The sequence below is a fragment of the Pseudomonas sp. PDM01 genome (assembly GCF_014852325.1).
In the GTDB taxonomy this organism is placed as follows: Bacteria; Pseudomonadota; Gammaproteobacteria; order Pseudomonadales; family Pseudomonadaceae; genus Aquipseudomonas; species Aquipseudomonas migulae.
In genome coordinates this window covers 282,847-303,078 of record NZ_JACVBK010000003.1, presented here as the reverse complement: position 1 = coordinate 303,078, position 20,232 = coordinate 282,847, and the positions used below count along the sequence as shown (strand labels likewise).

General features: G+C 59.8%; 17 protein-coding genes and 1 pseudogene. 4 read left to right on the top strand and 14 right to left on the bottom strand.

Features of this window, described 5'->3' with window-relative positions; genetic code table 11:
* Nucleotides 1–112: 112 nt before the first annotated feature.
* From IB246_RS09245 to IB246_RS09220, 6 genes are read right to left on the bottom strand one after another with little or no spacing between them, the layout of a single operon-like run.
* Nucleotides 113–1,795, bottom strand: coding sequence for an acyl-CoA synthetase family protein (locus tag IB246_RS09245; RefSeq protein WP_008042030.1), 1,683 nt, complete (start codon nt 1,793–1,795; stop codon nt 113–115).
* Entirely contained in the window at nt 1,792–2,337 is a 546-nt protein-coding gene (locus tag IB246_RS09240) for a hypothetical protein (RefSeq protein WP_008025126.1), read from the bottom strand. Before IB246_RS09240 ends, IB246_RS09245 begins: the two co-directional genes overlap by 4 nt.
* Nucleotides 2,334–2,588: an acyl carrier protein gene (locus IB246_RS09235; protein WP_008025124.1), complete on the bottom strand. Its 255-nt coding sequence runs from the start codon at nt 2,586–2,588 to the stop codon at nt 2,334–2,336. The genes IB246_RS09240 and IB246_RS09235 overlap by 4 nt, the downstream gene beginning before the upstream one ends.
* Nucleotides 2,589–2,597: 9 nt before the next feature.
* Entirely contained in the window at nt 2,598–2,858 is a 261-nt protein-coding gene (locus IB246_RS09230; RefSeq protein WP_008025122.1) for a phosphopantetheine-binding protein, read from the bottom strand.
* Nucleotides 2,839–3,648, bottom strand: coding sequence for a lysophospholipid acyltransferase family protein (locus IB246_RS09225; RefSeq protein WP_008025119.1), 810 nt, complete (start codon nt 3,646–3,648; stop codon nt 2,839–2,841). Before IB246_RS09225 ends, IB246_RS09230 begins: the two co-directional genes overlap by 20 nt.
* On the bottom strand, nt 3,624–4,349 hold the full coding sequence (locus tag IB246_RS09220; protein ID WP_008042032.1) for a beta-ketoacyl synthase chain length factor: 726 nt from the start codon (nt 4,347–4,349) through the stop codon (nt 3,624–3,626). Before IB246_RS09220 ends, IB246_RS09225 begins: the two co-directional genes overlap by 25 nt.
* Before the next feature lie 355 nt (nt 4,350–4,704).
* Between IB246_RS09220 and IB246_RS09215 the strand changes: the two genes are divergently transcribed.
* On the top strand, nt 4,705–5,475 hold the full coding sequence (locus tag IB246_RS09215) for a ParA family protein (protein ID WP_008025116.1): 771 nt from the start codon (nt 4,705–4,707) through the stop codon (nt 5,473–5,475).
* A 130-nt stretch (nt 5,476–5,605) separates the two neighbouring features.
* Here IB246_RS09215 and trxC read toward each other — a convergent pair whose 3' ends face one another.
* From trxC to IB246_RS29005, 6 genes and pseudogenes are all read right to left on the bottom strand, one after another.
* Nucleotides 5,606–6,040 carry a thioredoxin TrxC gene (gene trxC / locus IB246_RS09210; RefSeq protein WP_008042033.1) on the bottom strand — a complete coding sequence of 145 codons (435 nt, stop codon included), beginning with the start codon at nt 6,038–6,040 and terminating at the stop codon, nt 5,606–5,608.
* An 85-nt stretch (nt 6,041–6,125) separates the two neighbouring features.
* Complete coding sequence (gene selO / locus IB246_RS09205; protein ID WP_008042034.1) at nt 6,126–7,589, bottom strand: protein adenylyltransferase SelO; 1,464 nt, start codon at nt 7,587–7,589, stop codon at nt 6,126–6,128.
* Nucleotides 7,590–7,637: 48 nt separating this feature from the next.
* Nucleotides 7,638–10,988, bottom strand: a complete 3,351-nt coding sequence (mscK, locus tag IB246_RS09200) for a mechanosensitive channel MscK (protein WP_008042036.1) — start codon at nt 10,986–10,988, stop codon at nt 7,638–7,640.
* Between the two features lie 34 nt (nt 10,989–11,022).
* Nucleotides 11,023–12,765, bottom strand: a complete 1,743-nt coding sequence (locus IB246_RS09195) for a potassium/proton antiporter (RefSeq protein ID WP_008025108.1) — start codon at nt 12,763–12,765, stop codon at nt 11,023–11,025.
* 251 nt (nt 12,766–13,016) lie between these two features.
* Nucleotides 13,017–13,880, bottom strand: coding sequence for a methyl-accepting chemotaxis protein (locus tag IB246_RS29010; protein WP_407013414.1), 864 nt, complete (start codon nt 13,878–13,880; stop codon nt 13,017–13,019).
* Nucleotides 13,872–14,627: pseudogene (locus tag IB246_RS29005) on the bottom strand (MCP four helix bundle domain-containing protein); the annotation flags it as partial. The gene IB246_RS29010 and the pseudogene IB246_RS29005, both read right to left, overlap by 9 nt.
* A 404-nt stretch (nt 14,628–15,031) precedes the next feature.
* On the opposite strand from IB246_RS29005, the gene IB246_RS09185 reads away from it, so the two are divergent.
* The 3 genes from IB246_RS09185 (at nt 15,032) to IB246_RS09175 (ending at nt 17,575) form a co-directional block, all read left to right on the top strand.
* Entirely contained in the window at nt 15,032–15,241 is a 210-nt protein-coding gene (locus IB246_RS09185; RefSeq protein WP_008025106.1) for a hypothetical protein, read from the top strand.
* A complete protein-coding gene (locus IB246_RS09180; protein WP_008025105.1) occupies nt 15,238–15,540 on the top strand; it encodes a cell division protein ZapA in 303 nt (100 codons plus the stop codon). Before IB246_RS09185 ends, IB246_RS09180 begins: the two co-directional genes overlap by 4 nt.
* A 100-nt stretch (nt 15,541–15,640) precedes the next feature.
* A complete protein-coding gene (locus IB246_RS09175) occupies nt 15,641–17,575 on the top strand; it encodes a methyl-accepting chemotaxis protein (protein ID WP_008042041.1) in 1,935 nt (644 codons plus the stop codon).
* Nucleotides 17,576–17,662: 87 nt separating this feature from the next.
* Here the strand turns inward: IB246_RS09175 and IB246_RS09170 are convergent, their stop codons facing one another.
* Together IB246_RS09170 and IB246_RS09165 are read right to left on the bottom strand one after the other, a co-directional pair.
* Nucleotides 17,663–18,034 (bottom strand): hypothetical protein, encoded by a 372-nt coding sequence (locus IB246_RS09170; protein WP_008042042.1) that lies wholly within the window; start codon nt 18,032–18,034, stop codon nt 17,663–17,665.
* A 230-nt stretch (nt 18,035–18,264) separates the two neighbouring features.
* A complete protein-coding gene (locus IB246_RS09165) occupies nt 18,265–20,067 on the bottom strand; it encodes an acyl-CoA dehydrogenase (protein WP_008042043.1) in 1,803 nt (600 codons plus the stop codon).
* Nucleotides 20,068–20,232: the final 165 nt, after the last annotated feature.

The following is a 20,232-nucleotide window of genomic DNA, read 5'->3' as shown; positions in this document are numbered from 1 at the left end:
ACCGCGTTGATTCCATCGCGAGCAGGCTCGCTCCCACACTAGATTCGTGCGCGACGCAGACACCCTGTGGGAGCGAGCCTGCTCGCGATTGAGTGCGTAGCACTCACCAAATTTATGCATCACTCGAAGCCTCCAGCAAAATCCGCCCGCTGGAACACGTGGCGGTCTCGTTGCGATAGGCGAAATACAACTTGCTGCGTACCGGGTCGAAACGCAGGTGTAACTGGATTTCATCGCCGGGGCGCACCAGTTGCTGGAACTTCAGCACTTCCATGCCGGCGAATTTTTCCGGCAGGTTCATCAGTTGCTGGCCAAGGCTCAACGCCCAATCCACTTGCACCACGCCGGGCAATACCGGCGCCTGAGGGAAATGGCCGCTGAAGTAGGCGAGGTCCGGTGGCACCGCCAGTTGCAGGCTCCATTCGCCATCGGCTTCGACCTGCTCCAGCACTTGCGGTGCCTTCGGACGCGGCGCCAGCAGCTGCGCTTCGACGTCGGCCTGAGGCAGTTTGCCCTGAGCGTTCAGCGGCAACTGCCGCAGTAAACGCCAGCGTCGAGGCAAGGCAAGGGCTTCGCAATGCTGACTCAGGTGTTGGCGCAATGCCTGAGTGAGGGTGCGTCGACCTTGATTGCGCAAGGCATGCAAACCTTGCTCACTCAGCACCAGCAACGCACCCAGTGAAGCGCGATTTTCCTGAACCACGCCCAGGCGCGCTTCGGCGACCCAGTCGTGGGCCATCAGCGCGTGTTCCAGCATCGGCAGGGAGATACGTTTTTCTTCCAGTTTGACGATCCGGTCCAGACGGCCCAGCAATTCGAAGCGGCCATCGGCAGCGATTCGCGCGGCATCCGCGGTGTGTTCAATATGGCCGGGCGGCAGGTACGGCGAGGCAATGAGCAGCGCGCCATCGCTGTCCTGGCTCAATTCGATACCGGCAAACGGCTGCCACAAATCAAGTCCCTGGCGCCAGGCAATGCCGCCGGTTTCCGAGCTGCCGAAGATTTCCGTCGGCCACTGTTGCAGGCGTTGCTGCAGGCAATGCGCCGCCTCGGCCGGCAATGCGCCGCCCGAGGAAAACACCCGACGAACCGCGCTCAAGGCCGGCCAGTCGAGGTTGTCGCCCATGCGTTTGAGCAGCGCCGGGCTGGCGACCCAGGCGAAGGCCGGGTGTTCGCGGCTGGCGCGCTGCAAATCTTCCGGAAAGGCCAGTTGCTTGCGCACGAACGAGCGCCCGGCACACAGCGGCCACAACACCCGAAACAGCAAACCGTAGATGTGTTGGGTGGCGACGCTGCCGATGATGCAGGCTTCAGCCAGATCGGCGCCCCAGAGGTGTTCCAGGGCTTCGACTTCATTGGCCAGTTGGCGCAGGTTTTTGTCGATGCGTTTGGGTGCGCCACTGGAGCCGGAGGTGCACAGGCTAAGCGTGCAGCGATCCAGGTCCAGCGCAGCGCCACTCAGCGGCGCATGGCGATAGTCGCTCAACTGAGCGTCATCGGCCTGATCCGTCAGCCACAGATCGACTTCACTCGACCAGCGCTGGCGCGTCTGGGGTTGCAGGTCGGCAGGCAGCAACACGCTGACCCCGGCCCGCCAGGCGCCGAGCAGGGCAATTGCCAGGTCGGCGGCGTCTTCCAGATGCACGGCAATGCGCTGCACACCCTGCGCTTGCAGGCCGGCGGCCAGGCTCAGGGCCTGTTCGCACAATTGTGCGTGATTCAGCACCGGCTCGGCCGTCACGGCGCGTTCCGGTTGAGCCTTGAGCAACAGGTGCTCAAGTTTTATCCAATTCATGGGTGGCCTCGTACCCGTTGTCGTATAAGCCATTCAATGGCAAACATCAGGCCGATCAACCCATAGGAGATCAGGCCGGTGTACAACATCCACCAACTCAGCGGCGCCCAGAGGGTCAGGGCGGCGGCGCACAAACCGTTGCAAAGAAAAAACCAGCACCAGGCAATGGTGACCTGGCGGGTATAGCGAATGGCCTTGGCCGGCAAGCGTGGCTCACGCAGGCGGGCCAGGCGCTCGATCATCGGCGGGCCGAATTTCAGGCTCAACCCGAACAGCACCAGCATGAAGCCGCTGATCAGCACGGGGTACCAGCGCAGCATGGCGGGGCTGTCGAACAGTGCGAGCAACAGGCAAAACACGATGGCGACGATGGCCATCCACAGGCTTCCTGGTCGCCGCACGCCCGTCACCGCTCGCGCCAGCCACAGGCTGCCCAGCAGCAGGCCGAACTGCCACGGGGCGAAATGCTCCATGCCGAAATACACCGCGAAAGGGTACAGCAGCCCCGCGAGCAGCAGGCCGAGGCCGATCAGTCGACTCATGCGGCCGGCTGAACCAGACGGTAGACCGCCTCGACGACGTCGCTGACGGTACGCACCGATTTGAATTCTTCGGCGGCGATTTTCTTGCCGGTCTGGCGTTTGATGTGATCGATCAGGTCGACCGCGTCAATGCTGTCGATTTCCAGGTCCTGATACAGGTTGGAGTCGAGGCTGACACGTTCTGGATCCAGCTCGAAGAGTTCGACCAAGGCATCGCGCAAGGTGTTGAAAATGTCGTCACGAGTTTGCATGGTCCGGTCTCAAGCTGCCTGTTTTGCAGTGACGAACGCCGCAAGGCTCGCCACGTTGCTGAAGTGATTGCGGGTGTCCTTGGCGTCGGCATCGATTTTGATGCCGTACTTTTTCTGGATCGCCAGGCCGAGTTCCAGGGCGTCGACGGAGTCCAGGCCCAGACCTTCACCGAACAGCGTCTGGTCATTGCCGATGTCTTCGACGCTGATGTCTTCGAGGCCAAGGGCGTCGATGATCAACAGTTTTATTTCACGGTGCAGATCGCTCATCTTCGGCGAGCTCCTTAATAAAGTAGTGATGCAGGTAATCATTGAGCTTGCGCGAGGCTTGAGGCGCCGGGCCTTGTGCAGCGAAGGCCTGTGGGTCTATATCGGCCCCGACACGGAAACTGAAGTGCACGCGACGTTTAGGGATCCGATACCAGGGTTCAGCCTTGGTCAAAGTGGTCGGGCTGACCTTGATGACCACCGGTGTGAGAATTTTCGCACCGCGCAGTGCGATCGACGCCGCACCCCGATGGAAGGCGGGTGCTTCGCCGGGCTGGGTGCGGGTGCCTTCGGGGAAAATGATCAGGGTCTGGCCGCTTTTCAGCGCGTCGGCCGCGGCGTCGAGCATGTCCATGCTGCCATCGTTGCTGATGTATTCGGTGCAGCGTAACGGGCCACGGGTGAAGGGGTTTTCCCACAGGCTGCTTTTGACCACGCAGTTGGAATGGCGCACCAGGCCGATCAGGAACACCACGTCGATCAGCGACGGGTGATTGGCGATGATCATTTGCCCGGGGCGGCCGAGTTTTTCCGCGCCCTCGATGTCGTAGGTCAGCACGCCGGTGCGGGCCATGAACCGGACGAAAAACCAGAAACAGCGGCTGACGGTTTGCCGCGCACGCAAGCGGTGCGTCTGCGCATCGCCGGGCAGACAGCCCAGCACCGGGAATACCACCAGGCGCAGGCAAAGCCCGCCCAATCCGAAGAGGGTGAAGCTTGCGGCGGTGGCCAGCAAACGCCAGTAATAGGCGTCGCGGTTTTTTTCGGTTACCGATTGCGTTGCCAGTTCCATACACGATTTTTCCAGGCATGTTGGCAGGTGGTCTGCTGGCCCAGCAGGGTACGCAAGAGATTCAGGGCATGGGGCCAGTGGGCTTTGGACAACTCATCCGAAGTGCTGTTCAAGGACAGTTGCCAGTCATTGCCCGGTGTGAGCAACAAAGCCACCGCGTAGGGAAAGGGTACGTCGTCGATCCAGGTCGAATAGGCTTCGGGTGGCTGCTCTTCGGTGACCACCAGCAGGACGGCGGGCGCTCCTTCGCCAAGCAGCGCCGCAGCCTCTAGCATGCCGTGTTCAAGGCCATCGCCGGCCGCAGCCAGCGCGGTCATTTCGCTGGTTTCGCCGCGCATGATCGACCACAGGCCGATGACTGCGTTATGCACAGACAGGCTGAACTGAGTCGGCGACAGGGGCTGATCGGCGGCCAGATCGCTGAGGATTTCGAAGGTGCGCGGGGTTTCGCCGTGGCGGGAAATAAAGACCAACGGTAGGTCAGGGCGACCATCGGCCAATGGCCAGCCGACACTGAACGCCATCCGCGCCAGACGGCTGAGCCGCCGCCGTTGCATGGCCGGCAGAAACGAGACGTCGGGGGCGGCATCGCAGCTTGGCAGCACGACCGGTTGTCGGCTCCAGGCCTGCCAATCGTCCACGCTTTCGAGCCCAGGGGCCCACGCGCGCCATTGGGCGATGTTGAAGTTGATCACAGACATTCATCCCGCCCCTGCGGGCTTTCTTGACGCGGCAAGTCGCAAAATCGGCGATTCACCTGACGTGACGCTGAGCGTCGAGTGGCGCGCATTATCCCGTTGCGGCGAGCGCGTAGCAAATGCTGGTTACATTTTGTTCAACGAAATGTACCGATTGGTTCGTGAAAAGCTGTCGTTTGGCCATTATTCACGTCGGTGGACGGATGTCTGTCGGCGCCGAGAGCATTTTTCCGGACGAGAAGGCGGCTTTTTCGGTGAGTGTTTGCACCTGACTGCGTAGTCCCTGTGCCGGCGAGGTAGCTAAGCGACGCCGTGGACTACTACACTCGGTCATTCTTTGATACACGGAGGTTTTGACATGCGGCGCGTGGTATTCAATCAGAAAGGCGGCGTAGGCAAATCCAGCATTGCCTGCAATCTGGCGGCGGTCAGTGCCAGCGAGGGCTATCGCACCCTGTTGGTGGATCTTGATGCTCAGGCCAATTCGACCCAGTACCTCACCGGGCTCACCGGTAATGACATTCCGATGGGGATTGCGGACTTCTTCAAGCAAACGCTGTCTTCAGGCCCGTTTTCGAAGAAAAACCAGGTCGATATCTACGAAACCCCTTTCGACAACCTCCACGTCATCACCGCCACCGCCGAACTGGCGGACTTGCAGCCCAAGCTTGAGGCGAAACACAAGATCAACAAGCTGCGCAAACTGCTCGACGAGTTGGCCGAAGATTACGACCGGATCTACCTCGATACGCCGCCAGCGCTAAATTTTTATGCGGTTTCTGCCTTGATTGCCGCCGATCGTGTGCTGATCCCCTTCGACTGCGACAGTTTCTCGCGCCAGGCACTGTACGGCTTGCTGGCGGAAATCGAAGAATTGAAGGACGACCACAACGAAGGGCTGGAGGTCGAGGGTATCGTCGTCAACCAGTTCCAGGCCCGCGCCAGCCTGCCCCAGCAGATCCTCGACGAGCTGATTGCCGAAGGGCTGCCCGTGCTGCCGGTGTACTTGGGCACTTCGGTGCGGATGCGCGAATCGCATCAGGCCAACACGCCGCTGATCCACCTCGACCCACGGCACAAGCTGACCCAGCAATTCGTCGAGCTGCATAGCCTGCTCGAAAACGCCTGATCTTCCCGGCACCACCGAGCCCCTGTGGGAGCGGGCTTGCTCGCGAATGCGGTGTGTCAGTCGACATCAACATTGGCTGACACTCCGCATTCGCGAGCAAGCCCGCTCCCACATTTGATTTGGGGTGGCTTCAGATCCCCTGGCTACGCAACCAGCTCATCAACTGCGGCAATGGAAACGCCCCGCTCTGGCGTGCCACTTCCCGGCCGTTCTTGAATAGAATCAGGCTCGGAATCGAGCGAATCCCCAACTGCGCCGACAACTGCTGATTCGCCTCGCTGTCCAGCTTGGCCAGCCTGCATTTGCCCGCCAACTGACTGGCTGCCTGCTCAAACACCGGCGCAAAAGACTTGCACGGCCCGCACCAGTCCGCCCACACGTCCACCAGCAACGGCAGATCGCCCTTGATCTGACTGGCGTAGTCACCTTGTTTCAATTCGAAAGGCTTGCTCAGCAAGACCTCGGCTTTGCAGCGCCCACATTTCGGCTGATCGCCGAGGCGCTCGGCGGGGATGCGGTTGAGGCCGTTGCAGTGGGGGCAGGGGATGAGGAGTGGTTCGGACATAATCGGACTCTGAATAAATGGGTAATCAGTGAAGCTGATCTGGAGTCGAAGTCGGTGGTTATCAAGGCGACATTCCGTAAGTCACTCAAGAGGAACAACTGATCTCCAAATGCTTCCCCCACTCCGGCGGCCGTTCGGCGTAACCCTCCATCCCCGGTTGCTCCTCGAACGGATTGCTCAGCACCGCATGCAGCCGGCGAACCTCTGAATAGTCGCCGCTCTCCGCCGCGTCGATGGCTTTCTGCGCCAGGTAGTTGCGCAGGATGTAGAGCGGATTGACCGCGTGCATCCGTTGGCGGCGTTGTTGCTGGTCAACTTCACCTTCGCGGGCAACACGGGCGACATAGCGTTCTGCCCAGGCATCAAAGCCCTTGATGTCGACGAAGTCGTCGCGCAAGCGGGCGACGGCCAGCTCGGGTGACTCGTCGCCGAGGCGGCGGAAGAACAGGCTGTAATCGACGCCGCTGTTCTGCATCAGTTGCAGCAGCTGTTCCAGCAGTTTCTGGTCATCGTCTTCAGCGGTGGTGAAGCCGAGGCGACGGCGCATCAGGTCCAGGTAATGGGCCTGGAACAGCGGCAGGTACAGCCCGAGGGTTTCGCGCAGGGCTTCGACGCTGATGAACGGCGTCAGCGCCTGGGCCAGGGCGCTGAGGTTCCACTGGCCGATCGGCACCTGGTTGCTGAAGGAATAACGGCCCTGATCATCGGAGTGGTTGCAGATGAAGTTGGCGTCGAAGTCATCGAGGAAGGCGAACGGGCCGAAGTCGAAGGTGATGCCGAGGATCGACATGTTGTCGGTGTTCATCACGCCGTGGCAGAAGCCATAAGCCTGCCATTTGGCGATCAGCTCGGCATTGCGTTCGACGACTTCGCGGAACATCGCCAGGTACGGTTCTGGCTGTTCGAGGCATTCCGGGAAGTGCATGGCCAGCACGTGCTCGCCGAGCTCTTTCTGCTTTTCGGGGCGTTTGGTGTAGTAGAAATACTCGAAATGCCCGAAGCGCACATGGCTCGGTGACAGGCGCAGGATCATGGCTGCGCGTTCCTGTTTTTCGCGCCACACCGGCGTGTCGGAGCCGATCACGCACAACGCACGGGTGGTCGGGATGTTCAGGGCATGCAGTGCTTCGGACGCAAGGAACTCGCGGATCGACGAACGCAGCACCGCACGGCCATCGCCCATGCGCGAAAAAGGCGTCTGGCCGGCGCCCTTGAGGTGCAGGTCCCAATGCTCGCCGGCCTCGTTGTAGACCTCGCCAAGCAGCAGTCCGCGACCGTCGCCCAGCTGTGGGTTGTAGGAGCCGAACTGATGCCCGGAATAAACCATCGCACGTGGCACCGCGTCGGCCCACAGCTTGTGGCCGCTGAACAGCTCGGCGAACTCCGGGGTTTCGGCCTCGGCCGGATCAAGGTCGAGCAGCGCCATGGCGGCAGGGCTCGCGACGACCAGGCGCGGATTGTCGATGGGCTCGGGCAGTACGTGGGCAGAAAACGTATCGCCCAAGCGATCGAAGCGATTATCGAAGGTCAGTTCGTCGAGGGCTTTCACCGGCCATCTCCAGCAGAATGTCCGAGCATTCTGCTAGGGATAGGGCGGTTAGTCGAGTTTGGCGGGCGGCGGCTCTTGCAGCGGTTTGCCATCGGCCATCGGCACGATGGTTTTGGCTTCCGGCTCGATGGGCACCATTTTGTATTCCTGGCCGTGCAGGTTCTTCAGGTAAACCTCCATCTGCCGGAACGAAATGTTGATGTGCTGCTTCTTGAACTCGCGGTTGATGAAGCGGTTGACCTCATCGAGTACCGGGTTGCGGTCGCCGAGGTCACGCACATGCATGCGCAGCTCGTGGTCGAGGGTGCTTTCGCCGAAGTTCAGGAAGTACACGTGCGGTTCCGGATCCTTCAGCACGCGCGGGTTGTCCCGGGCGGCTTTGAGCAGCAGTTCTTTCACCAGGTCCAGGTCCGAACCGTAATCGACGCCGAGCTTCAAGGTCACCCGGGTAATGGTGTCGGTCAGTGACCAGTTGATCAGTTGCCCGGTGATGAACGTCTTGTTCGGGACGATGATGTCCTTGCGGTCGAAGTCGGTGATGGTCGTGGCGCGGATGCGGATCTTGCTGACCGTGCCCGACAGGTTGCCGATGGTGATCGTGTCGCCGATCCGCACCGGGCGTTCGAACAGGATCATGATCCCGGAGATGAAGTTCGCAAAAATCTCCTGCATCCCGAAACCAAGTCCCACCGAAAGCGCCGCCACCAGCCACTGCAACTTGTCCCAGCTCACGCCGAGCGTGGACAGGGTCGAGACGAAACCGATACCGGCGATCACGTAAGACAGCAGCGTGGTCGTGGCGTAGGCGCTGCCCTGCGCCAGGTTCAGCTTCGACAATACGAACACTTCCAGCAGCCCTGGCAAGTTGCGCGCGAGGGCGAAGGTGATGCCGATGATGATCAGCGCCCCCAGCATGTCGCCGATGCTGATCGGCACCATGCTCATGTTGGCGCCGGTGCCGCTGGTGTATTCGTAGAGGGTGATGTTGTCGAGGTACGAGAACACCGAAATCAGATCGGACCAGACCCAGTACAGCGCAGCGATGAAGCCGCCGAGCAGCGCCAGGCGAATCAGGCGCAACGACTGCTCGTTGACCTTCTCGATGTCCAGGGTCGGCTCTTCGATCACCGCTTCGCCATCGCCGGCCTCTTTCGCTGCCTGACGTTTGGCCAGGGCGCGCTGGTACGCGAGACGGCGTGCCGCAACGCTCAGGCCGCGGACGAACGTGGCTTCGATCACCAGCCAGAACATCAGCAGGTAAAGCGTGTTGATCAAGCGGTCGCTGAGCTTCAGCGCGGTGTAGTAGTAGCCGAAGCACACCGCCACGAACAACGCGACAGGCAGGACGGTGAACATGACCCCGACCGCTTTGCGGAACAACGAGGCGTTTTCGTGCGTCGGGCTGCTGATCAGCAATCGGCTGAGCAGCCAGGTCATCAAGGCGTAGCAGATCAGTACGACCGGCATGCCCAGCACGTCATCGGCCAGCCCCGCCGGTTGCAGCTCGGCAACGGCCACCACCGCAACCAACGCCATGACCACCAGCCCGAGACGGCGGACCCAGCCCTGAAGGAATTCGACCTGAGGCTTTTCCCAGCGGAAATGCAGTTCGGCGACGCCGCCCGGCGCGAGGATCCGGTAGGCGGTGTAGAACACCAGCCAGGCCTGAGCCATTTGCAGCAGCGCCGCGCCCATGTTGGCGTTCTGCCCCCGAGCGTCGATTTGCAGGGCCAGGCCACACAGGGCCAGGCCCAGCGCAACCGGCAATGCCAGCAGAATATTGACCAGAATCGCCTGCGGCGTGTGCAACTGGCTGTCACGTTTGAAGTGGCCGATGTCCTGGTGAACCTTGTTCAGTCGGGCATACAGGCTTTTGCGCCGCCACAGCAGGGCGCCGATCACCAGTACCAACGGGAGAAACAGCAGCGGTCGCTGAGTCAGTCCGTCAATCAATTCACTCACGCTCGACGCCAGCGGCAGGGTCGCCACCTGGCGTTGCAGACGTTCCGGCACGCCGCGCATCCATTCAAGATCGAGCGGCTTGTTGCTGGGAATCCAGAACATCTGTTCGTCGAGGGTCGCCCGCAGGCTTTGCGCGGTGCTGAGCAGTTGTTTCTGATTGAGTTGCAGCGTGATCGATTCGTTGAGCACCGCGCTGAGTTCGCGGTTCAGCCGCTCCAGTAGGTCGGCGCGGGTCGTGGCCAGTTCCAGCAGGCTCTTGCGCAGTTGCGGGGTGACTTGCTCGGGCGGCTGAGTCGACAGCAGGTTGTCGACATAGGTCGCCGGGTTGCTGAGCAATTCCCGTTGCTGGCTGACTTCGAACTGATACAGGCGAATGTCGGCGATCTGGTCGGCCAGGTCGCGGTCGACCTTGAGGCGCGGCAGGCCCTGTTTCTGTTTGTAGAGGATTTTCGACAGCAGCAGGCTGCCCTTGAGCACGCTGATTTGCTCGTCGAGGGCCGAATCGCTCTGGGTTACGTTGTCGAGTTGCTGCTTGGTTTGCAGGTTCTGCTGGGTGACTTCGTTGAGGCGGTCGGTGCTCTTGAGCAGGTAGTCCGAAAGCTTCAGGTTTGCCGCACTTTCGGTGGCCAGCAGGGCGCTGCCGCCGGACTTCTGCGCTTCGATGGACTGCTGCGTCACCGTCTCCTGGGACTGGGCCAGGCGTTTCTGGTTGATCAGGTTTTGCAGCTCCTGGATTTCGCGATCCAGGCGGTCGGATTTTTCCGAGAGCAAGTCATGCTGGCTGTTGCCCAGGTCCTGCAACTGGCTGTTGCCGGCCAGTTCCTGGCGACGCAGCGGGATCAGCGCATTCAGTGCCGCGAGTTCGGCATTGAGCAGGTCGCGCTGTTCGCTGCTCAAGGTCTTGCCGTTGTCTTTGCCGGCCTTGAGGATGTTATTGATCTGCTGGATGCGCGTCTGGCTGGTGGAAATTTCAGCCTGGGCGCGCTCAGGGCGGGTCTGGGCGGTAATGACCAGGCTGTTCGCATCGGCGAGGGCTTTCTGCATATCGCTTTGCTGGGTCGCGCGCTCGGTCAGCATCTGCTCGAGCTGCTGCACGGATTCTTTGCCATAGCGTTGCGCCACAGGGATGACGCTGCTGGCTTTGAGGCGCGTCAGCTCGCGCTGGTTCTCGATGTTCTGCTTGGGCGCGGTAGCGAGTTGCTGCTTGAGATCGGCCAGCTTGCGCTCGTAATCACGCTTGTTGTTGAGCTGGGTCAGCGTGCTTTGCAGCAGCGTTTGCAGGGCTTTCTGATCAGCTTCCGGCAGTTTGCGGTCGGCGATCTTGTCCAGGCTCGCCTGCACGGCTTCGCTGGACGGTGGTTCCGCCGCTTGCAGTGTGCCGACAGACAGACTCAAGCCCAGCAGGGCCATGATGAAAAAGGTGCGCAGGGTTGACATAGAGACCGATCGAAAACGAGACGAAGAATGAAGTTTAGAGGAAGAGTCCCGGACCCGGGCGACTTCCTTCGGGGAATCTGACGCCCACTTTGCCGATCTTGTTCCCTTCCATGACCGCGACGGTCCAGATGGTGTTGTTCCACTCCACCTGGTCACCCACGACTGGCGCACCGCCCACTTTGTGAGCAATGAAACTGGCCAGAGTCATATCCGGATCGATGCCTTCGACTTTCAACCCGTACAGGGCAGCAACCGCCGCCAGCTGGGCATCTCCTTCGAGTACGAAGTCGCCGAAGAAACGCAAATCGAGGCCTCGTTGAGGCGCCTGGCTAAACAGTTTTCCAAGGGCCGGCAGGTTGTGTTCGTGCCCGATTACGCAGAGCAAATCATCGACTTCGAGCACCGTACTACCCGACGGATGGAGCAGTTGCTGGCCACGAAACAGTGCGGCGATGCGTGTGCCTTCGGGCATTTTCAGTTCGCGAAGGGGCGAACCGATGCACCATTTTTCGGCACCGAGGCGATAAACGAACAGCTCCCACTCGCTGGTGACATGCACTTCCAGAGCTGAGCGCGAGATCGGCGCAGGTTCCGGTGGTACCGTCACCTTTAACAGTTTGGCGATCCACGGCAGGCTCGTCCCCTGTACAAGCAGCGACACCAGCACAATAAAGAAGGCGAGGTTGAAGTAGAGCTGGGCGTTGGGCAGACCGGCCATCAGCGGGAACACCGCCAGAATGATCGGGACCGCGCCGCGCAGGCCGACCCAGGAAATGAAGGCTTTCTCTCGACCGTGGAAGGCCTTGAAGGGCAGCAGGCCAACCAGCACCGACAGTGGCCGTGCAAACAGGATCATCCACAGCGCCAGGCCCAGCGCGGGCAGGGCAATCGGCAGCAAGTCGTGCGGCGTGACCAGCAGGCCCAGCACCAGGAACATGCCGATCTGCGCCAGCCACGCCATGCCGTCGAGCATGTGCAGAATGCCGTGGCGGCTGCGTACCGGACGGTTGCCGATCACCAGGCCGCACAGGTAAACCGCGAGGAAACCGCTGCCGTGCAGGGCGTTGGTCAGGGCGAATACCACCAGGCCGCCGGCAATCACCAGAATCGGATAGAGGCCGGTGGCCAGATTGATCCGGTTGACCAGTTGCAGCATCAGCCAGCCGCCACCGAGCCCGATCACGCCGCCGATGCCGAACTCGCGCAGCAGGTGGGTCAGCAGGCTCCAGTGCAGGCCGGTCTGGCCGCTGGCGAGCATGTCGATCAGGGTGACGGTGAGGAACACCGCCATCGGGTCGTTGCTGCCGGATTCGATTTCGAGACTGGCGGTGACCCGTTCGTTCAAGCCTTTGCCGCCGAGCAGCGAGAACACCGCCGCAGCATCCGTGGAGCCGACGATGGCGCCGATCAGCAGGCCCTGAATCAGGTTCAGATCGAACAGCCAGGCCGCGGCCATGCCGGTCAGCCCGGTGGTGATCAACACCCCGACCGTGGCCAGCGACAGCGCCGGCCATAATGCCACGCGAAAACTCGACACCCTGGTGCGCAAACCGCCGTCGAGCAGGATCACCGCCAGTGCGAGGTTGCCGACCAGATAAGCCGTTGGGTAGTTATCGAAAATAATCCCGCCGCCATCGACGCCGGCGGCCATGCCCACGGCCAGGATGATCACCAGAATCGGGATACCGAGGCGGGACGAAAGTGAGCTCACCAGAATGCTCGCACCTACCAGCAACGCGCCGATCAAGAACAGGCTGTTGATGGTCGTCGCATTCAAAGGCAATACTCCAGAAAGCTGAAAGGCGGGCACACACTGACCATGCAGTCTGCGTGCCAGCGATTCTAACCTGTTGAAATGTGATGCTGTCAAAAAGCTTTTGCAGATCAAAAGCCTTACGCGAAATCCGCCATTACGCAATCCCCTGTAGGAGCTGGCTTGCCAGCGATGGCGGCCTCAAGATCATCGCAAAATCTTAGGGCCTCATCGCCGGCAAGCCGGCTCCTACAGGGATTTGTGGTGTTAGCGGGTTAGAGGCTGAACCGTCCAACCATCGTGTTCAGGTCCACTGCCAGTCGCGACAGCTCGTTGCTCGCCGCGCTGGTCTGATTGGCGCCGGTGGCCGATTGCACCGACAGATCACGAATGTTCACCAGGTTACGGTCCACTTCACGGGCCACTTGGGCCTGTTCTTCGGCCGCGCTGGCGATCACCAGGTTGCGTTCGTTGATTTCGACGATGGCGCTGTTGATCGTGTCCAGCGACATCCCTGCGCCGCGAGCGATGTTCAAGGTCGACTCGGCGCGCTCGGTGCTGTTGCGCATCGAATCCACCGCGTGCTCGGTGCCGGTCTGAATGCTGCCGATCATGCGTTCGATTTCGCTGGTCGATTGCTGAGTGCGGTGCGCCAGTGCACGCACTTCGTCCGCCACCACCGCAAAACCGCGCCCGGCTTCACCGGCACGGGCCGCTTCGATAGCGGCGTTCAAGGCCAGCAGGTTGGTCTGGTCCGCCAGGCCACGGATCACGTCCAGTACCTTGCCGATGTCGCGGGATTCATTGGCCAGATCGCCGATCAACGTTGCCGTGCTCTGCACATCGGCGCTCATGCGTTCGATGGCGCTAACGGTTTCCTGCACCAGATCACGGCCGTCACCGGCCGACGTGGTGGCGTTCTTCGACGCTTCCGAGGTGCTCACCGCGTTGCGCGCGACTTCTTCCACGGCGCTGGTCATTTCATTGACGGCGGTGGCGGCCTGTTCGATTTCATTGTTCTGTTGGGTCAGGCCACGGGCGCTTTCGTCGGTGACACTGTTGAGCTCTTCAGCGGCGGAGGCCAGTTGCGTGGCCGAGCCGGAAATCCGCTGCAGGGTGTCACGCAGCTTGTCTTGCATCTTCGACATGGCCAGCAGCAAACGGCCGGCTTCGTCTTCGCCATCAACGGTGATCGGGCGAGTCAGGTTACCTTCGGCGATTTGTTCGGCAGCGCTCAAGGCATTGGCGATTGGCTTGGTGATGCTGTTGGTCAGCAGCCAGGCAAACAGCACGGTCAGGCCGGTGGCGATGACCAGCAAGGTGATCACCAGATTGAAGGCCGAATCATATTGATCGGCGGCGCGCTGATTGGTGTCGAGGGACTGCTGGGTGTTGATCTCCAGCAAGCGATTGAGCACTGCGTTGACCGCTTCGGAGTTGGTCAGCAGATCGGTGTTGAGCAAGGTGCGCAGTTCATCGACCTGATTGTTGCGCGACAGGGTTTTCATCCGGTCTTCGATCTGGCGGTACTGCCCCAGCAACTGTACGTATTGATCGTAGGCTGCACGTTCCTGCGGGCTGCTGATCAGCTTTTCGTAGGTCGCCTGAGCCGCACGAATCTGTTGGTTGCGCGTGTCCAGCAGCTCCATGGTTTTCTGCTGAACGTCGGGCTCGCGGTTCACCAGCAAACGGTAGGACAGCACTCGCAGGCGCAAGGTGAGTTGAGTGAACTCGTCGAGGCTTTTGATGCTCGGCACGCTGCTCAAGGTGATTTCCTCGGCAGCACCGCGAATCTTGCTCATCTGGTTCAAGGCAAACACCCCCAGAACCAGCATCAGACCGCCAATCAGGGCGAAACCGAGGAACGCCCGCGGAGCGATATTCATATTACGAAGGGACATGGTGTTTACCGAAAAGAGCGCACCTGTGCGGCGCTGAGACTGACGTATGGATGACTTATCGGTCATACGACTAAAGTCTTGAGGGGCTGCGCGTATTTGTCGCAGTCAGACCGTTTCCTGTAGGAGCGAAGCTTGCTCGCGAAGGACGTTAACGGTAACGCGTGCAGTCTGGATGAACGCGTTGTCTGGACGTCCTTCGCGAGCAAGCATCGCTCCTACAGGAACTATGGCGACGAAGTGCAGGAACCAGATCCGCCAATCACAGTCTTTAAAGTTCGCGAGGAAGGTCGCCCGCCAGGAAAATCAAGGCCTTGCGCCCCATTAACCCTGGCATCCGTGGTGACTTTTCTTTATCGTACGCGCCCCTTGAAAATGCTTGGAAAATCAAAATGTTGGAAGCATCCCTAAGCCAATTGGAACAACTGGTCAGCGACCTTGTTCAACAGAACCAGACCCTGAGTGCAGAACTGGCCCAGGCCAAGGATGAAAACGAAAGCCTGCAACTGAGCCTGATGGAACAGGAAGAGAAACAAGGCGCCACCGCCGCCCGCATCCAGGCCCTGGTTGAACGCGTCAGCGCCGGCCCGGTCAGCGCATGAGTGTCGGCGCCGCAGGGGTAAAAGTCGTCTCGATCCTGGGGGAGGACTATTCGATCAAGGCGCCGGCCGGGGAAGAGCAAACCCTGCTGGACGCCGCATTGATGTTGAAGGCTGCTTTGGCTGACACCAAAAGAAAGTACCCGACCCTGATCGGTGACCGCCTGCTGGTGCTGGCCGCGATGAATCTGTGTTCTCAGCAGATCGAAATGAAAAAGCAGCACAAGCTCGAACTCGACCGTTACCAAGAGCAAGTCAGCGCCACGGTTGAAGTGATCTCCAAGACGATCAATCAAGCCTGATCGGCTTTGCGCACAACCAAAGAATAAATTGTCGTTTGAGTTGTATACAATCGGCACGGCTGTTGCAGTGTTTCAGCCTCTTATTCTTTGGGGGTGCTCCATGCAGTTCTGGCGTCGCAGTATTCAGTGGCAGTTGATCCTCAGTATGGGCACCGCCCTGCTGGTCAGTATTCTGATCGTGGTTGGCGTTTATACCCTCGTGGTCAACCGTCTCGCCCAGAGCTACCTGGTCGAACAAGCGCTGCCGTCGAGCATCGAAGCGATGCGCAACGACATCGAGCGCATCCTCGTTCAACCCCTCACCGCCGCCAAGGACATCGCCAGCAACAGCATGGTGCGCGACTGGTTGGCCGGGGGTGAAAACAGTGCCCAGACCGCCGCGTTCGTGCAGTATCTGGAGGGCATCCGCGCCGAACACAAAGCCTTTACCGCGCTAATTGTCGGTACGGCTTCAAACCACTATTTCACTGAAAAAGGCCTGGACCGCAGCCTCAGCCGTTCCAATCCCAAAGACGCCTGGTTCTATTCGTTCCTCGACAGCAACCAGCCGCGCACCCTCAATATCGACAACGACACAGCCACCGGAGAATTGGCGCTGTTCATCGACCTCAAGGTCGAGCAGGCCGGCAAAGTCGTGGGCGTTGCCGGGCTTGGCCTGAGCATGAAAGAGCTGTCGGAGCTGATTCACAACTTCACCTTCGGTGAGCGCGGCAAGGTCTATCTCGTGCGTTCCGACGGTTTGATCCAGGTTCACCCCGAAGCGCAATTCAGTGGCAAGCGCACCTTGGTCGAGCAAATCGGTGCGTCGGCCGCGCAGGCAGTCATGGGTCAAAAAGCTGCCAGCAGCAGCTTCGTGCGTGATGGCGAAGATTTCCTGGCCTTGAGCCTGCCGCTGAGGGACTTGGGTTGGACCCTGGTGGCCGAAGTGCCGCAGTCGCAGATCTACGCCGAAGCCCGTCGCGCCATGTGGATGAGCAGCGGCATTGGCCTGGCCGTGGCGTTGGTGTGCCTGTTGCTGGTGGTGTTGCTGGCCCGTGGGTTGGTGCGGCCGATTCGTCAAGTAACAGCAGCGTTGGTTGCCATCGGTAGCGGTGGTGGAGATTTGACCCACCGGTTAGATTCCAGCCGCGCCGATGAACTGGGTGACCTGGCGCGCGGCTTCAATCGATTCCTCGACAGTCAGCGCGAGATGATCGGCGAAGTGCTGACCACCAGTGAGCGTTTGCGCACCGCCGTCAGCCAGGTGGCGAAGGTTGTGGATAACACAGCCGAACGCTCCGGGCGTCAGCAGGAAATGACCGACATGGTTGCCACCGCCGTCCACGAAATGGGCCTGACCGTGCAGGAAATCGCGCAGAACGCCGGAAATGCGGCGGTTGCCTCGCAGGATGCTCGCGATGAGGCGATGCAGGCGCGGGAAGTGGTCGGTGGGTCGATTCGGCATATTGAAAGCATGTCCGATGAAATCGGTGTCGCCGCCAGTGCGGTGGGCGAACTGGCTGATCAGGTGGCGTCGATCGATCAGGTGTTGGCGGTGATTCGCGGGATTTCCGAGCAGACCAACTTGCTGGCGCTTAACGCGGCCATCGAAGCGGCGCGGGCCGGGGATATGGGGCGCGGGTTTGCCGTCGTGGCAGATGAAGTGCGGACGCTGGCGCGGCGAACTCAAACGTCCACCGATGAAATTCAGCAAATCATCGGCAGCCTCAAACAAGGCGCGGAGAACGCGGTGTCGTCGATGCACACCGGTCAAGCGGCGACCGGCACCGGTGTCGAATCGAGCCAGCGCACCGGGACGTCGCTGACCGCGATTACCGGGCAGATCGAGCGCATCAGCGACATGAACCATCAAGTTGCGACCGCGACGGAAGAACAGTCGGCGGTAACCGAAGAGATCAACCGCAACGTGCAGGGGATTTCCGACTTGGCTCGGGCGACGGCAGGGGAGGTCAGGGCTTGCCGAGAGGATTGTCAGACGTTGCAGCGGTTGGCGGATGATTTGGCGCGGCAGATGGGTGGGTTCAGGTTGAATTAAGTAATTGCTGCGTTTTGAAAATTCAACGTAATGGTGGAGTAAGAATCCATTAGTGCCTTTTATAAAAAAGGCACTAATGGATTTTTTTCATGGGAATACGGGAAACAATGGATGACTTACAGTTATCGTGTATTCGGCATTGCTAATGTTTCCTTGTTTGGAGGTTACAGTGTGATATCCCTCTGTACTTTCGATGAATACATAATCTCCTTGGTTAGCATGGGTGGAAAACTTTGCGGTGCTGACGGGTTTGTCCGTTTTGACACTAGTGCAAGCAGCTGGGCTGAACAATTTTACTTCCAAGGTGTAACGTGCGTTTTGGTCGTCAGAATGCCAGTGGTAAAACTTACCGGCAACGATATGTTTGGTGCCGTTAATTATGATGCTCTCATGGATGGCAAGCCCCAAGAGGATGCTATCTTTGTCGACTGGACTTGTTTCAGTATTTATATCGTTCATCTTTTCTTGTCCTTGGTAATTGTTTTAAATATTGAATGTGCGAAATCTGGAAGTTTCGATTTTAAGCACAACAAGAGTCTATAAAAAATAACCAAAGCTGTAACCTGTAATATATGACAGGTGCGCACGAGTTTGTCACGCAGTACTATCGTATGTTTTGTTGCTGCATTAAAGGATGGCGTTTTATTCCGTATGGAATAGGCGCCATCCATCAATGGTGGAGGACTATCTCAGAACCACTCATCCTGCATGTTCAAACACACATCATCCCGCGCCTCAAGAATCGCCAATTCATGGTGGCAACCCGGCACTTCCCAGGTCAGGAAATACCGCGCCGCCTGCAGCTTGCCATTATAGAAGCTCACATCCGCCGCGTTCCCCTTGACCAACCCTTCCTCGGCGCGAATCGCCTGTTCCAGCCAGCGCCAGCCAATCACTGTGTGCCCAAACACCTTCAAGTACAGCGCCGAATTCGCCAGGCTGCTGTTGACCTTGCCTTGAGCCAGGTCGGTCAGCAAACCGAGGGTTACGGTTTGCAGGCGGGCCACCAGTTTCTCCAGCGGTTCACGCAGCGCATTCAGCGATTCGTACGCTTGCGCTCGCTCGGCCGTGTCGGCAATCAGGCGGATCAATTGCTTCAGTCCCGCACCACCGTTCTGCGCCAGTTTGCGGCCCAGCAAGTCCAGTGACTGAATGCCGTGGGTGCCTTCGTGAATCGGGTTCAGACGGTTGTCGCGGTAATACTGCTCAACCGGGTATTCGCGGGTATAACCGTGGCCGCCGAGAATCTGGATCGCCAGTTCGTTGGCCTTCAGGCAAAACTCCGACGGCCAGGATTTGACGATTGGCGTCAGCAAGTCCAGCAGCTCATGGGCCTGTTTGCGCTCGGCTTCGGTCGCAAGCGTCGTGGTGTCATCGAACAGTCGCGCCGCGTACAGCCCGAGGTCGAACGAGCCTTCGACGTAAGCCTTTTGCGTGAGCAACATGCGTTTGACGTCGGCGTGCTGAATGATCGCCACCGGCGCGGTGTTCGGGTCTTTGCTGTCCGGCACGCGGCCTTGCGGACGCTCGCGGGCGTATTCCAGCGAATACAGGTAACCGGCGTAACCGAGCATCACCGCGCCCATGCCGACGCCGATTCGCGCTTCGTTCATCATCTGGAACATGTAGCTCAAACCGTGGTGCGGCTTGCCCACCAGATAACCGATGCACTCACCGTTATCACCGAAATTCAGCGCCGTGGACGTCGTGCCGCGCCAGCCCATCTTGTGGAACAGCCCGGCCAGCAACACGTCGTTGCGCTTGCCCAGGCTGCCGTCATCGTTGACCAGGAACTTGGGCACGATAAACAGCGAAATCCCCTTCACTCCGGCCGGTGCATCCGGCAGCTTGGCCAGCACCATGTGCACGATGTTTTCCGACAGCGGGTGATCGCCGCCGGAGATGAAGATCTTGTTGCCCTTGAGTCGATAGGTGCCGTCAGAAGCGGGCTCGGCGCGGGTACGAATATCCGACAACGACGAACCTGCGTGCGGCTCGGTCAGGGCCATGGTGCCGAAGAAACGGCCGTCGATCATCGGTTGCAGGAAGCGCTGTTTCTGTTCCTCGGTGCCGAAGCTTTCGATCAGGTTCGCCGCGCCCATGGTCAGGAACGGGTATGAAGTCGAGGCCGCGTTGGCTGACTGGAAGTGCGCGAAACACGCCTGGGACAACAGCGTAGGAAGTTGCATGCCGCCGGCGTCGAAACTGCGCGCGGCGTTGAGGAAACCGGCTTCGAGGAAGGCATCCACCGCTGGTTTCACTTCCGGAATCAGAATCGCCTGACCGTTCTCGTAGCGAGGCTCATTCTCGTCGCCCTTACGGTTGTGCGGGGCAAAAAACTTCTCGGCAATGCTGCGAGCGGTGCCGATGGCGGCGTCGAAGGTCTCGCGATTGTGCTCGGCGAAACGCTCACGCTGGGTCAGGCCTTCGGCATCGAGGACTTCATACAGCTCGAAAGCCAGATTGCGGGAACTGAGCAACGTCTCGGACATGGCGGCCTACCTTTTTTTGGAATGGACCGAGTCTAGGCGTGGGGATAGAGGCTGAACAGGATGATTGATGAGCGTGATGGTAGGGCAGAGCGACGACTTAACAGGCACCACAAAACAAATGTGGGAGCGAGCCTGCTCGCGATAGCGGTGTTTCATCCAATACAT